This window comes from Bradyrhizobium erythrophlei (assembly GCF_042430365.1).
GTDB classification, from domain to species: domain Bacteria; phylum Pseudomonadota; class Alphaproteobacteria; order Rhizobiales; family Xanthobacteraceae; genus Bradyrhizobium; species Bradyrhizobium erythrophlei.
In genome coordinates, this window is record NZ_JBHMET010000262.1 from 1 (window position 1) to 13,507 (window position 13,507).

13 protein-coding genes and 2 pseudogenes are annotated in these 13,507 nt (G+C 59.7%); 6 read left to right on the forward strand and 9 right to left on the reverse strand.

Annotated features, from left to right (window positions below; genetic code table 11):
* Positions 1–287 precede the first annotated feature (287 nt).
* The 3 genes from mbfA to ACFFWD_RS40015 all read left to right on the forward strand — a co-directional run bounded on the left by mbfA (position 288) and on the right by ACFFWD_RS40015 (position 2,908).
* Positions 288–1,259: an iron exporter MbfA gene (gene mbfA / locus ACFFWD_RS40005; RefSeq protein ID WP_376974901.1), complete on the forward strand. Its 972-nt coding sequence runs from the start codon at positions 288–290 to the stop codon at positions 1,257–1,259.
* 13 nt (positions 1,260–1,272) lie between these two features.
* Entirely contained in the window at positions 1,273–2,133 is an 861-nt protein-coding gene (locus ACFFWD_RS40010) for a hypothetical protein (protein ID WP_376974902.1), read from the forward strand.
* A 484-nt stretch (positions 2,134–2,617) separates the two neighbouring features.
* Positions 2,618–2,908 (forward strand): hypothetical protein, encoded by a 291-nt coding sequence (locus ACFFWD_RS40015; RefSeq protein WP_376974903.1) that lies wholly within the window; start codon positions 2,618–2,620, stop codon positions 2,906–2,908.
* Positions 2,909–3,317: 409 nt separating this feature from the next.
* Here the strand turns inward: ACFFWD_RS40015 and ACFFWD_RS40020 are convergent, their stop codons facing one another.
* The 5 genes from ACFFWD_RS40020 to ACFFWD_RS40040 form a co-directional block, all read right to left on the reverse strand.
* A complete protein-coding gene (locus ACFFWD_RS40020; protein WP_376974904.1) occupies positions 3,318–3,749 on the reverse strand; it encodes a YybH family protein in 432 nt (143 codons plus the stop codon).
* Positions 3,750–4,644: 895 nt separating this feature from the next.
* On the reverse strand, positions 4,645–5,028 hold the full coding sequence (locus ACFFWD_RS40025; protein ID WP_376974905.1) for a TadE/TadG family type IV pilus assembly protein: 384 nt from the start codon (positions 5,026–5,028) through the stop codon (positions 4,645–4,647).
* A complete protein-coding gene (locus ACFFWD_RS40030) occupies positions 5,025–5,489 on the reverse strand; it encodes a TadE/TadG family type IV pilus assembly protein (RefSeq protein WP_376974906.1) in 465 nt (154 codons plus the stop codon). Before ACFFWD_RS40030 ends, ACFFWD_RS40025 begins: the two co-directional genes overlap by 4 nt.
* A 53-nt stretch (positions 5,490–5,542) precedes the next feature.
* The gene (locus tag ACFFWD_RS40035) at positions 5,543–6,805 is read right to left on the reverse strand and encodes a TadE/TadG family type IV pilus assembly protein (protein ID WP_376974907.1); all 1,263 of its coding nucleotides are present in this window, start codon (positions 6,803–6,805) and stop codon (positions 5,543–5,545) included.
* 535 nt (positions 6,806–7,340) lie between these two features.
* Positions 7,341–7,511 (reverse strand): hypothetical protein, encoded by a 171-nt coding sequence (locus ACFFWD_RS40040; protein WP_376974908.1) that lies wholly within the window; start codon positions 7,509–7,511, stop codon positions 7,341–7,343.
* 493 nt (positions 7,512–8,004) lie between these two features.
* Here ACFFWD_RS40040 and ACFFWD_RS40045 point away from each other — a divergent pair, with 493 nt between their 5' ends.
* Complete coding sequence (locus tag ACFFWD_RS40045; RefSeq protein WP_376974909.1) at positions 8,005–8,478, forward strand: hypothetical protein; 474 nt, start codon at positions 8,005–8,007, stop codon at positions 8,476–8,478.
* A gap of 482 nt (positions 8,479–8,960) precedes the next feature.
* Positions 8,961–9,911, forward strand: a pseudogene (gene ftsZ, locus ACFFWD_RS40050) (cell division protein FtsZ); the annotation flags it as partial.
* 376 nt (positions 9,912–10,287) lie between these two features.
* On the opposite strand, the gene ACFFWD_RS40055 reads toward ftsZ, so the two are convergent.
* Together ACFFWD_RS40055 and ACFFWD_RS40060 are read right to left on the reverse strand one after the other, a co-directional pair.
* On the reverse strand, positions 10,288–10,854 hold the full coding sequence (locus ACFFWD_RS40055; RefSeq protein WP_376974910.1) for a hypothetical protein: 567 nt from the start codon (positions 10,852–10,854) through the stop codon (positions 10,288–10,290).
* Positions 10,855–11,887: 1,033 nt separating this feature from the next.
* The gene (locus ACFFWD_RS40060; protein ID WP_376974911.1) at positions 11,888–12,133 is read right to left on the reverse strand and encodes a hypothetical protein; all 246 of its coding nucleotides are present in this window, start codon (positions 12,131–12,133) and stop codon (positions 11,888–11,890) included.
* Positions 12,134–12,160: 27 nt separating this feature from the next.
* On the opposite strand from ACFFWD_RS40060, the gene ACFFWD_RS40065 reads away from it, so the two are divergent.
* A complete protein-coding gene (locus ACFFWD_RS40065; RefSeq protein ID WP_376974912.1) occupies positions 12,161–12,394 on the forward strand; it encodes a hypothetical protein in 234 nt (77 codons plus the stop codon).
* A 116-nt stretch (positions 12,395–12,510) separates the two neighbouring features.
* Here ACFFWD_RS40065 and rpsU read toward each other — a convergent pair whose 3' ends face one another.
* Together rpsU and ACFFWD_RS40075 are read right to left on the reverse strand one after the other, a co-directional pair.
* Positions 12,511–12,801, reverse strand: coding sequence for a 30S ribosomal protein S21 (gene rpsU / locus ACFFWD_RS40070; RefSeq protein ID WP_376974913.1), 291 nt, complete (start codon positions 12,799–12,801; stop codon positions 12,511–12,513).
* Positions 12,802–12,997: 196 nt separating this feature from the next.
* Positions 12,998–13,096, reverse strand: a pseudogene (locus ACFFWD_RS40075) (cold-shock protein); the annotation flags it as partial.
* Positions 13,097–13,507 lie beyond the last annotated feature (411 nt).

Genomic DNA, 13,507 nt, shown 5'->3' on the forward strand with positions numbered 1-13,507 from the left:
CGTTGCAACATCGAGGGTGAGTCGCCTCATTTTGTGGAGGGGACATACAGTCTAGCGGACTTCACAAAATTGGATCCGCTGTAGAAAAATGTCGCTGGCCTTCGTCTATGAAGGCCGCGCGGCCATTGCTGCATCTCTCCCGACAAGCTCACTCCGAGTTCCCGATTCAAATGACGCCGAAGGGCTCTGGCAGCAACCGCGGCGATTAAGCGCGACCAATTTGACCCCACGTGCCCGAATCGATATAGAGATTTAGAATCGTTCTAAATTACTTTCGGGAAGTCCTCATGAAGAATTTTGCCGATTTGACCGAGCGCCAGGTGCTGGCGGTCGCGATATCCGCGGAGGAGGAAGACAGCCGCATCTACATGACCTTCGCCGAAGACCTGAAGGAACGCTACCCGGATTCCGCAAAACTCTTCGAGGAGATGGCCGAGGAAGAGCGCGGCCATCGGCACAAGCTGCTTGAGTTGTACCAACAACGTTTCGGCCCAAATTTGCCGCCGATCCGGCGTGAGGACGTCAAGGGATTTTTACGCCGCCGTCCGGTCTGGCTGACCAAGAACCTGCCGCTCGACACCATCCGCAAGGAGGCCGAGACGATGGAGTTCGAGGCCGAGCGGTTCTACATCAAGGCGGCCGAGCAGGCGCAGGATGTCGCGGTGCGCCGCCTGCTCGGCGATCTTGCGGAAGCCGAAAAAGGCCACGAAAAGACCGCGGTCAAATTGACCGACGAGATTCTCAGTCCGGACGTCCGCAAAGCCGAAGACCGCACGCGCAGGCGCGTGTTCATCCTGCAATATGTGCAGCCGGGACTCGCCGGATTGATGGACGGATCGGTGTCGACACTGGCGCCGCTGTTCGCCGCGGCGTTTGCCACGCATCACAACTGGCAGACTTTTCTGGTGGGACTTGCCGCTTCCATCGGCGCCGGCATCAGCATGGGTTTTGCGGAAGCCTTGTCCGACGACGGTTCGCTGACCGGGCGCGGTTCGCCCTGGCTGCGCGGCTTGACCTGCGGGCTGATGACCACGATCGGCGGTCTCGGCCACACCATGCCCTATCTCGTTCCGGATGCTTGGCCCGACGCATTCTGGATCGCGACCGTAATCGCCTGCGCCGTGGTGTTCTTCGAACTGTGGGCAATCGCCTATATCCGCGCCCGCTACATGGATACGCCGTTCCTGCAGGCGGTCTTCCAGATCGTGCTCGGCGGTGCCATCGTGCTCGGGATCGGCATTTTGATCGGGGCGGCTTAGCGTGGCTGCGCCGATGACGACAGATCGCAATAGCCTGTCATGGCGCATCGTCTTTTGCAGCGCGGCACTGTCGCTCGCGCTGGCAGGCCGGGCGAAGGCAACCGACGAGATCCAAGTCTACAACGCTGGCATCGCCGAAGTCGGCCAGTTCACCATTCAGCAACATCTCAATTACATCCCGCTCGGGGTAAAGGATCCACCGTTTCCCGGCGGGCTGATCTCCCAGAACAGCCTCAACGGCACGCCCGAATTTGCTTATGGCCTCACCGACTGGTGGGAGATCGGGCTCTATCTGCCGTTTGCGGTGAGAGACGAAAAATTCTACTCCAACGCATTCAAGCTCAGAACGCTGTTCGTTTCTCCGCACGCCGAGCAGCGCGACTTCTTTTACGGCGTCAATTTCGAATTCTCAAACCAGACGCCGCCCTTTGCGCAGACGCGCTTTGCCATGGAAATCCGCCCCATCATCGGCGCGCGCAATTCCGAGTACGAACTCATCGTCAACCCGATCGTAGATATCGGCTTCGGACGATTCGGCGAGACGCATTTCGCGCCGGCCGCGCGCGTGGCGCGAAAGCTCGGCCCCGATCTCGACGTGGGTTTCGAATATTATTCCGATTGGGGCAAGATCGGCGACTTCAAGGCGTTTGCCGAACAGGAGCATACGCTGTTTGCCGTGACAGATTTCAAGCTCGGCGTGATCGATGTGAATTTCGGCGTCGGCTACGGACTGACGCCCGCCTCCGACCGCTGGGTCATCAAGACCATTTTGGGCTATGCGTTTCCGGTACCGGGCAGCAAGGCGGGGGGCGAAGATCGCGCCGCCGCAGGTCCCGTCAACCCGATGTCGCGTGCGATGCAGCGAACATGGTAGCGCTCTTGGACGCCACTTACGCACCGATTGTCGATTACGGTCAGATATTCGGCCGCGATCTGCCAGCCTAATAGGGTCTGTCACTCGCCCCCCACTTCCGTTGCTGGCCCCTTCGCGTCGAACCTCGGTGCTGACTTTACCGTCGGCTCCCCGAGCTAAACCGGACGTGGCCACAGCCCTACCCAATCGACGCGAATGACCCGGAGCTGACTTCGAACGACTCTCGTCGATGCCCTGCGGCCTATGTCTTTTGGGCGACGGCCCTCGCACTGATTTCGCGCCGTTCCCTCTCATCGGCTGAAGCAAGCATTGTGCTCGGCTCGTTGCTTGACCGGAAAGTAAACAGGCCGCTTCCGGATCTGATCAAGGTTTACCGAAACGGCGCCGAAGGCGAAGGTCAGCCCCGAGCCATGGGCCGGCATGCACGCGCCGTTAACCGGGCGCAATCACGATCACGACGTGCGATCTTCACCGGATCCGACGCATGCACACGTTCGCCGTTATCGTGGCATATGGCCTATACTTGCTGCTGATGATCGGAGCCGTCGGGCTTGCGATCGTCGCCGTGTTTTGGCTGCCGGACCGTCTTCTGGGATTCAAGAGAGTCGAGGCGATCGTTTTCGTACCCGCCGCCACCATCGCTATCTGGCTTCTGCTGTCCTACCTGGCGATGCCCGTACCTGGTATCCTGATCATCAGTCCGCATAAACTGCTGGCCGGCCTGGCGCTCACTTGCGGGCTAGTCTGGTGCTTTATCGAAGACAACTGGTTATGATTACTTCGGCGACCAAGGGCAGTCGCGGTTTAAGGGCGCGAGCTTCAGATGCACAGCTGCTCGGGGAATGTCGCCTTCTGGCCCGTAGCGACGAAAATCCGTGTCCGGCTATGCGTCCGCGATTGGGGTAAGAGCGGACCTGTTGTGCTCAGCGTGAGTGTTTCGCATTTTGACCCCGAGCCGACATCCCACAAACGAAGATGGCCGCGGATTCCGTCCTGGCATACGGACCTCTCTGGGGGGACGCCGATCCATGAGTTGGAGCGGTACATGCGCTGCAAGGACCGCTCGGAAGTGCGGGGCTATCCCTACAAGCGCAGCCGCCTTTGTCGCGCTTCTGTGTACAAAGATTTCGGCAAGCGATCCGCCATCGACATGGTGGCCGGGCGAGCGATGAATTGCTTCGCCGCTACTCCCCGACAATGGACGCTGGCGGGCGCGCTGAGGTTATCGGATCGGCATGACGAAGGACGATCCTCCACGCTTCCTCCTCTCGCCGGAATATGGTGGTGACCCGAAGCGCAATCGGCACCAGTTTGTCGTCACCACCGACCTTGGATCGGAACCGCTCCACCTCGATGATGTACCCCAAGTCCGCCGTCGCGTACTCGGAGATGCGCTCAAAGCCAGTGGCCTCGCCCTCCCGGTAGTTGGTGGCGGCCCGCTCCATGGTCTCGGCTGCCTGTCTCCACCCCTTCGCCGGCGGTCCGAACGGATTGGCGATAATGACGTCATCCCGACGCGAGTAGAGGCTTTTCAAAGGCTCAGGATCACCCTTCACGAAGGCATCCAAAGCCAGATGATCCTGCTCGATAAATTTCGTTAGATCGGTGGCTAACATCTCAATGTCCTCTGATGATCAGAGAGAGAACTCTCTCTAAAAACTCATTAGGCGGTGGTGCGAACCGAAAAAAGCGTCGGCCTCTTAAGAGAGCGTGCCTGCCGATGGCATCAGTTACTGCTCGTTCGCCCCGGACGGCGATTTCGGCTGTCCCGTTTCAAGGGCAACTAGATTATACGCGACCTGACACGCCTGAGAAACAGCATCAAAAATGCACCATGTCTCAGATTGGTTAGAGCCTGAAGGCTGAAGACCGGACCCGGTGTCGGCAGACTCACTCCGGCCGACTGATATAGCAAGTCAGCGTGACTGACCGGCCCCGCGACTCGGCAGTACGCCGCCACGACCCGATTGGCGTCCCATCCGGAGGCGACGACTGTGGCTCCCAGGATGTCCGGAGTTGGCCCACAGCGGGTATGCTCGCAAACAGCTGTCATGTCTGCTTCTGGGGACAGGACCGACATGTGTCTGGCGTGGGCATCTGCGACTAATAGGCCGCTGACCGACGTCTTCCATAATTTCTCATTTGCGAATCCGCTCGTGGATGTGAAGCGGACATTTGATCAGCTTACGAGGGTAGCAATGGGTCAGGACCAGGCGCTTCCAACCGTGGTCGGTCTTGCACGTTCACGTATGACATGACCGAGCCGTGAGCGTGACCGAGAGGGGAATCATTGGAACGAGGGAATTGAAGGCGTAACTGACAGATACCTGACTGCCGCAGCTTGGGTTTGTCACAGTGAAAGATGAGACGGGAACGATCAACCCCAACGCGCGGCCCGCGGCATAACTCTGAGTGGTAGTGCTGCTGCAGACATTGGTGTTAACCGCAGCGCAACGGGGGCTGCATCCTCGACGGCGAACTGCTTCCGGCGGACGATGCCGGGGCCTGCGTTCAGGCGGGAAAGCAGGCCAGTGCCGTCAACGTGAGCGGCGCCAGATTGAGGATCGGGGGAAACTGGAACTGATAGCTCGCGCTCACCTGATTGCCGCAGGCCGGAGCGGCGTAGCTGAACGTCGAGAACGGCAAGTTCAGACCGAACGCCTGCTGACTGGCGTAGGTGGTGATCGCGTTCGGGTTGCTCGTCGGACAAAGCGTGGCGTTCACCGTGGCGCAGCGCGCGGCGAGCTCGACGCCGTGCTGCATGCCCGCCTGGGTCCACAGCAACATGCCGACCTCGATGATGCCGAACAGAAATGCGAAGAACAGCGGTGCGATCAGGCCGAATTCGAGCGCGGAGGCCCCGCGGCGATCGCGCCATAATGCCGCGAGCTTCACTGCAACCTCACCGTCGATTGGGTGCTGTACCCATAGCTGGTCGGAACCACCTGATAGTTGATGATGGTCCAGTAGGTTGCCTGCGCGGATACGGTGGTATACGTCCCCGCCGATCCGCCGCCCGGGCACGTCGCGCCGCAGGTCATGCTGCTCACTCCGGATGTTGTCGCGCAGCCGCAATACTTGACCGGCGCGGGTGACGCGCTGATCGCGTTTGAATTCGTCGCGCTGACCACGGCAGCCGAGATCGCATTGGTGTCGAAGCCGTGCGCGATGGCATATTCGACACCCGCCTGGGCGGCGTTCTCCACCTGCATCTTGCGATAGATCGCAAGGCCGATGTCGGTCACCGACACCACCATCAGCGCCAGGACCGGCACCAGGACGCCGAATTCGATCGCCGCGGCACCGCGCGCGTCACGCCGGAATTTCCCGAACACACCGCCCGAAAGGCCATACATCCGCGGACGGCATCGACCCCTTGCATCGCCCCGTTTCATCTTGCTCCCCCGACTTATTCGACAAGTTGCGCTGTCAGCGTGCCGATGGCGTTACCGCCCATGGCAGCGCAATTGACCTGGACATTCGAACTTCCGGTGATCGCGACCGTGTCGGCGATGATTTGCGTACACGTCGCGCTCGTGCCATTGCCGCCGCTGAAGCTCAACGCACCCTTCGGCAGGTAGACCGCACCCTGCAGGTTCTGCGTGCCGCCGCCCGTCAAATTGAAGGCCGTGCCCCCCGGCATCTTCCGGTCGCCGTAGATCGCGATACCTGCGGTCGGTCCGGTCGTTGGCGCGGTGAGGCTGACATTGGCGTTGCTTCCGATATTCGCCGAACCCCAGTTGCTGCCGGAGCCGGTAAACACCAGCGTGACGCCATTTCCCGTGATGGTGGAGTTGCCGGCCACCGACAGATTGGCGCCGTTGAAATAATAGATCCCGGGATTGAGCGTTAGGGTGGCGCCTCCGGTCACCGATATGTCCCCGCAATAGCTGCCAGGACTGAGGGTGGTCGACGACGTCACGTTGAACTTCCTCGAATAGTCGCACCACGTGGGCATTGTGGGCGTCACGTTGGCATAGGGATCGGCGATCGCCCTGATGCCGGTTCGAATGCCGTTGGTCGCTGTGATGCTGCTGGCGCCCGAAACGCCGCCGACGACGCCAACCATGTTCGCAGATATCGTGGCCCCCCCGCTCACGTTGAGCGCCGAACTGCCGGTGGAGTTGTCATAAAGATTGCAATTGATCAGGTTGAGCTGGGTGTTGCCCGACACTGTCACGGCTGGATTGGCGGTCGGGTCGAGTGCCAGCACGCAGCCCCTTCCCATATTAGGCAGTGCGACGGCACGGACCGTGACGGGCACCGTTCCTGTGCCGAACAACGCCGACATGAGTCGCGGTTGCGGCTGGGTGATGATGACTTCGACGGCCTGAGAGCTCGAGGTGAAGCTTCCCTTGGTCGGCGGCTGGTTCACCGTGACGGTGACGTTATTGACCCCGTTGGCGTAGCCGTAGAACGTCGTGATGGCATTGGCCTCGGTCGTGAGGTTGGTGCCGGCGGTGGCGGCGCTCACGGCCGCCGAGTCGGCGGCGCTCAGCATGTTCTTGTGCTTGTAGAACCACCACGCGACCTCGGTGCCGAGGCCCGCGGTCCCGACCAGGACCGGCATCACGACGGCGATGACGATGGCGTAGCTGCCGGTCTCGTCGCCCGCAAAGCGTCGCAGAAGGTCAGCTCGGAGTGCCCGCTTTGCAGTCGCCGCCAACCTCATTCGCGAGGGTATTCCAACTTCTGCCTGCCAGGCGGTAGAGGTTGTCATATTTGCCCCCAAACCCTCAGTAGCCAAACTCCCCGATCAATATAGCGCGGTGATTTTAAAGCGCGCTATGCGCGACCGTCGAAAATCGGGCATGGCGCTTAACGCTTCTTTTGCCAATCCCAATCATCAATCATTAAGGATCGGAATGGTGCTCGAACTAGACGCTCCCCAAGACGCCTATGCCCCGTCGGGAACATGCCGGCCAAAGAGTCTGTCGTCGAACGTAAAGGTTGGGTCCTCAAGGCCGTCGCGTAGTCCTTGCAGGATGTCCGCGGGCAGGCTGCCGCCGTGCATCGGATGGACCCTGGCCAGCGCAAGCCCGTCGACACGACCAACAACACGCAGAACGGGGGGCGGCGCCGCCAAAACAGGCCAGCCGCTCGATACCATCCGCGCATGCACGGCCGCTCCGCCTCGAACACTGGAGCGCGGCGGGAATGAATCGGCAATTTGCGGGCGCAAATCGCGCGGTCACCTCCAGATCTTGTTATTCCAGTTGAATGCGGACGCCTTTGGCGCCTTTAAGCAGCCGCTTCAGGTGGAAGCTGGCGAGCGCATCATCGGCCTGCGCGCCGACCACCACCGCGAGAGCGGGCATCGCCGCGGCGTCGCCGGCCTCGAGCTGGCGGCGGCGCTCCTCGCTCGGCGCGTCGCTCAAGGCGCAAAGTGGTTTTTCCGGCCCAGCTCAACAACGGACGACCAGGCTAAGCCGGGATCATCCTCACAGGCCAAAGCAACGCGAGCCAACATCCGTGCGGGGTCAAAAGCGGAGCTCATCAACAGGCCTGCTTATGGAGTGAAGCGGAATTTAGATTGGTTCTTTGCTGTTTCCGTATGCGCCTCAGCCAGACCGCCGCTGGGCCTCCGGCCGATCCTTCCATAACATCTGATTGGCGAACAGAAGCCCGCAGGCCATGGCCGCCACCCGAGCCGAAGTCGGCCTTTCGCACCAAATGCACGCTAGATTTGTGCGATAGGGCAGTTCCGAGTGCGACCCTCAGCCTACATTGATGCTCCGGCAAGAGCCCGCTTCGCGCCATCAGCGGCAGCCCGATGATTGGCCTTATCTTCACGGATCAGTCCATTAACCACCTGTTTACCAAAGCGCACTCTAATTTTCGAATCTCAACGCTTTTTTTAGGAGGTGCGAAATGGCACTCCCTCACTGGCTCAGAGAATGCATCCAAATCACGGAGGAAAATCAGGAACCCCAAGATAGCGGGAACGTCCTGAATTTCCCGCAAGGACAGACCTCCGCACGAGCGAACGATGGTGGTCACTCGGCGCTGGATCTTGTTTACCAAGCCGCCGAGGTTGTCGGTAATCTGCAAGATCAAGCGCGCCAAACGGAAACCCGCGCCCAGAGTCTTTGTCGGAACGCAGCTGAAAGACTTCGCCAGGCCGAAAAACGCATGGAAGCTGCCGAAAGCGCGTTGTATCTCGCTGAATCGCGTATCTCTTCCGCCGAAGCCAAGTTGTCTGCTGCGGAGTTGCGTGCGAAGAACGCGGAGAGCAGGGCCCGCGAATTGGATCACGCCCTCTCGCTCATCGAGGAAGCTATCCGCACCAGATTGCTCGGAGAGAACCAGAGCGCTTATTGTCATCGACGAGCAGCGACGGCCTAATCGCTCTGCTCGCCGTGCACAAATCGGCAGGGTGGTCAGACCGCGCTACGCTTCCAACGGCATGTTTAAGAAAGATAGGGACGTACGATCAGAGGGGCGACGACGAGGAACACTATCGGGCGATTGGCTCACATTTGAAGAAGAGCAGAAGCCTCTAAGTCTTCCTCAATCCTCGGTATCGCGAGTTGGAGCGCGTAGTGCGAACAGACATTCCCTTGCCGGCCCACGTAGGGCGGAGCGCGCGGCAACCGGAGCCGCTTGGTAATCGAGCGAGCGGCCTCTGGTGAGATTTTTAGGCGGGCGCGAGCGTGCCGATCGGCTGATGGGTGAGTAGCTGCTGGCAACTAACGAGACCGTGGCCACCAGCCGCGACGGCAATAGTGGAAGCAGACCGCTAGGGTTGTAGGTAGAAATCCGTGTCGTCCCATGCCGCAGCTTGTCAGAGCAATCGAGAGGCAAACCGGAGCAATCGTGAGGCAAAGATGACCAGCATCACCGATATTCGCGAGATGAAAGCGCGCATTGTAGTGTTTGGGGTCGGTGGCGCCGGCGGCAATGCCGTCAACAACATGATCGCGGCCGGCCTGCAAGGCGTCGACTTCATCGTCGCGAATACCGACGCACAGGCGCTCACCATGTCGATGGCCAAGCGTGTCGTCCAGATGGGCGCCCAGGTGACTAAAGGCCTTGGCGCCGGCTCGCAACCCGAATTAGGCCGCGCTGCCGCCGAAGAGGCAATCGATGCAATTCGCGATCATTTGACCGGTGCACACATGGTGTTCGTTACTGCCGGTATGGGCGGCGGTACGGGTACCGGGGCGGCGCCTGTTATAGCCAAGATTGCGCGTGAGCTTGGCATTCTTACTATTGGTGTAGTCACCAAGCCATTCCAGTTCGAGGGCCAGCGCCGCATGCGCTTTGCCGAAGCAGGCATTGCGGAACTGCTGAAGGCGGTTGACACCCTGCTGATCATCCCAAACCAGAACCTGTTCCGGGTAGCCAACGAGAAGACGACGTTCGCTGATGCCTTCGCCCTGGCCGATCAAGTGCTTTATTCGGGTGTGGCGTGCATCAGCGACCTCATAGTCAAGGAAGGTCTGATCAATCTCGATTTTGCCGACGTCCTTTCCGTAATGCGCGAGAAGGGTAAAGCCATGATGGGCAGGGGCGAGGCCTCTGGCGAGAAGCGCGTGCTCACCGCCGCGGTGGCCGCGATTTCCAATCCATTGATCGAGGATCCCTCGATCAAGCGCGCCAGTGGTCTCATAATCTCCATCACCGGCGGCAAGGATCTGACGCTGTTCGAGGTCGATGAAGCTGCTACCCGCATTCGCGAAGAGGCCGACCAGGATGCCAACATCATCGTCGGCGCCACTTTTGATGAGCGCCTGGAAGGTACCGTTCGCGTCTCGGTGGTGGCGACCGGTATCGATAATCTTGGCCCGGCGCGCCAACCGCAACCCTTTTTCGCCGAACTCGCCGGCAGGCTGCGCGACGACAGTCGTCGCATCGCCGACCGGATTGAGCGTAGTGCACCGCTGACGCGACTAGAGAATTCGCCGCTCCGCCCGATGACCCGTCACCCCGAATGACGACCGTCCAAGCCGATTTCGGAACATGCGCGCCATGCGGCTCCGCAGGGCCTCGATCCGCACGGCCGCTCCTCTGCTGTGCGCAATTCGATCGAGGAAAACAGCCTCGATATCCCGGGCCTTCCTGTGCCGCAAGGCCGACTAAGTCGTCATAAGAACCACAGCAAATCGTTTCAAAAGTGTGGCTCGCTCCGAGGCAACTTCGAGCGGTCCACCGTCAAAGCTGCGCGCGGACGCAACTCGGCTCTCCGGTTTGGTCTGCCCCCTTCTTCATCACCGAAGAGCGGAAAAACTTCTGCACGCGAGTACTGATCAGACTCCTCCACCATATTGGAAAACGAAGTAGGCGAGGATTATCATCCTTTGGTAGCTCGGTCGGCGCCTCATTGGCTAAACACGGGCGATCTGGGGCAGGGTGGGCGGCGCGTACCGCGTCGGCGCGTTGGTCCAGTTCGCGCAATAGCGGATCGATTACGGTATCGACTTCGGTCGCTACCGATAATAGAAAGCTATTGAGCTCGCGAGCTTCGGGCACGACTGCCGCCGCCATCTCGGTCGCCTCGCAGAGTTCATTGATGACGGGCGTGAGCGCGCTGGCAGTTTGTTTGATTCGCTCTTTTATCGCTTCGATTTGGCCTAAAACGTGATCACGTTCCCGCCGGCTTCTTTCTTCAGAAAGGCGGGCTTCGATTTCGGCGATATGAGCCGTCAGTGTCGTGACATCGGACGCAAGTGCGTCGCGTTTTCCTCGCGCGCGATCGAGATTGCGGCTGAGATTGTCCACTGAATCGTGCCTTCCGAACATCGTTTGCTCCGCGTAGGACAGTCGCAACGCGAACCGCCAGCCCGGCAAACGAACGAAAAGTAAGATGGGCCTAAAGAGGCATCGCCTTCGGTCGCGTCACGTGGGTCGACATGGTGAATCGAATTCTGATTCCCATTAGGCGACCGTAGGGTTAACGAGTGATTAATGTTCAGCGGCTGATGCGGGAGTGTCCCGCCCGACTGCCTCAAATAGCCCAACCGATAATCGGCGCGCTTACGGGTCCGATTCGCTCGGCCAATTCCATAACATCGGATCTGCGAACACCGCAGCCCCGGCGGCGATCACAGATAGATCGTCTCCCGCTGGCCGATTAATCCGCGCTCCGTTCAGTGACAGCACCGTTCGGCCGAGGCCGGGCGCCATCTCTCAGGGTTTCCGCTTGTGTGCGGCTTCGTCGCTCGCCGCCGCCTCGCGAGCCAATCGCTCCGCCTTCAATCGCTCACGGTTCGCATGAAATGCGGTTTGAGCGCGTTCGTATTCTGATATCGCGGCCTTGGCGTCCGCTTCCCGAAACGCCTTTTGGGCCTCGCGCTGAGCCTGAGTGGGGCTCCTCGACTCATGAGTGTAAGCCATTTCCTTCCTCCTTACCCCCGGGGCAGTTTGCCTTCCAAATGAGCCTCTTGGCGATGCGCGTGCCGAACATGGGAATCGACTCTTGGCTAACCCCATAGTTCCTTTTGCATCGCAGCGAAGAGGCTTGTGTGCACTTTTTGACATGCGTTAGGGGTCGGATTGGATGTAGCTTCACTTAAATCACCGCCCTTCCTCTGGCATCTACCGGTGACTGACAGCGTTGTACTCCCGCTTTCGTGATGAAAGCGGAGGTCCCGGTGTCACTGCCAAGCGCTCATTGGCCATCTTCCGGATAGCTCAAACCTGACATTCGGCCGGGCGCCTGCATCTCAGAAGCGCACCAGCAAGGATTCACTTGATCATTTGCTGTCTTGGCGCGATCGACGCGAGCTGATCGAAACTCATCTGGACCTTCAAGCTAGCGACGCTTGCGATCAGCCCGATCAACCCGGCTGGCGGAATTGTCCGATACTTCATCCATCGCTTTGACGGCCAGATCGCGGCCACGTCGGTCGGCAGCACGGCTGGCCGTTGCATCCCTTCGCGCCATCTTGGTGATGTCATGGTTGACATCGGACTGGCTGCATCGCCGATGGTGCTCGTCCGAAAGGCGTTCTTGAAGAGACTGGGATTCTCGATAAGGGCGCAGCGTCATGTTGCTCACACTCCCTCCATTGGGCGCTAGCGCAAATTGCGTCAGCCCTGGATCGGTAAGCTGCAGACCTCCGACAACGAAAGCTGCTATCGACGAGGTTTTGCAAGAAGAGAAAAAGGTCCCAACGATCCCGGGACTTTGATGCTTTGGCTAGCGGCGTTGCAGTTCGCCCTGATCAAGGCTGCCCCCGACCTTGACCGGGATGCTTCTGGTTTCCATTTTTGCCTCGATGGCCGCCTTGATTGCCGTCCTTCGCTGCGCCATCAGTGATACAACTCACGGAGGCAACAGCGTCACGACGAGAACGTTCCTCGCCTTCGGGCCTTCTCCACCTCAATTGGACCCCGCCGCTGTCGAACGACGGCGGCCGCCAAAGTCACAAGGTCCTATGAATCACTCCTAACCGCCCGTGCGCTGCTGGTGGCGGGCAATGTCGGTTTGCGCACCGGAAGCTCTCTCTTCGGCGGCGCCGGGATCAAGCCTTCTCTTATGGCCTGCTTCCGAGCGAGCTTGCGGGCTCGACGCACGGCCTCGGACTTTTCGCGAGCCCTTTTTTCCGATGGCTTTTCGTAGGAACGTCGCCGCTTCATTTCTCTAAAGACGCCCTCGCGTTGCATCTTCTTTTTTAGCACGCGCAGCGCCTGGTCGATGTTGTTGTCGCGGACAAGTACTTGCAATGTGTTGCTCCAATCGGTGGATACAGGCCCGAGCCAAAGCGCGGCACCGTTCGATGCCTGCTTGGTAGTACCTCGCATCGCTCACCCACAACTGAGTGTCGGTTGCGAGCGCGCAATAGCCCGCTCAATCCGAGGACGGAGCGGGCCGCATCACCGTTCCAGTACATCCGTGAAACGGCAAAAGCTGACTGAGTATCTAGGCCAGCGAAAGTTGCTCGGCCGAGATCGTGCCCCGCCTCGGGTCGGTCTTGATCTCAAAGCTCACCCGCTGGCCTTCTGCCAGGCGGTGGAGGCCTTACGATGCCTGTAGACATTTTTTCTGTTCTCCAAAGCGCAAGCGCTTCCATCGCGCGAAAGCACGCCTGCATTCTCTTCAATCCGACGATGTCTTTGGAAAAGGGTCTCTGCGACCGATCTACCAGGCTCAAGGCCAATCGAATTGCATCAGGCTATACACTTATTTCGGATATACAAGGTGTGTTCGATGACCGGACGATATATCTGCAGTCCAACTCAGTTTAGGGCCTACGCGAGTTCGGTTTGAACCAAGCAAAGACCTGGGAGTTGGTAGGCATCATCGGCAGCGGTTCCACAGGCGTCGGTGACTGAGAGATGTTGCACTCCCGCCTGTTGATCGTGAGCCGTTATGACGCGCTACTATTTCGACATTCGAAGCGGACAAGACCTTTACCCTGATGAAGAGGGG

Bases quoted from the DNA above. Each gene is read 5' to 3' on its own strand.
- mbfA (WP_376974901.1), top strand. From the start codon at position 288: ATGAAGAATTTTGCCGATTTGACCGAGCGCCAGGTGCTGGCGGTCGCG.
- ACFFWD_RS40010 (WP_376974902.1), top strand. From the start codon at position 1,273: ATGACGACAGATCGCAATAGCCTGTCATGGCGCATCGTCTTTTGCAGC.
- ACFFWD_RS40015 (WP_376974903.1), top strand. From the start codon at position 2,618: ATGCACACGTTCGCCGTTATCGTGGCATATGGCCTATACTTGCTGCTG.
- ACFFWD_RS40020 (WP_376974904.1), bottom strand. From the start codon at position 3,749: ATGTTAGCCACCGATCTAACGAAATTTATCGAGCAGGATCATCTGGCT.
- ACFFWD_RS40030 (WP_376974906.1), bottom strand. From the start codon at position 5,489: ATGTATGGCCTTTCGGGCGGTGTGTTCGGGAAATTCCGGCGTGACGCG.
- ACFFWD_RS40035 (WP_376974907.1), bottom strand. From the start codon at position 6,805: ATGAGGTTGGCGGCGACTGCAAAGCGGGCACTCCGAGCTGACCTTCTG.
- ACFFWD_RS40045 (WP_376974909.1), top strand. From the start codon at position 8,005: ATGGCACTCCCTCACTGGCTCAGAGAATGCATCCAAATCACGGAGGAA.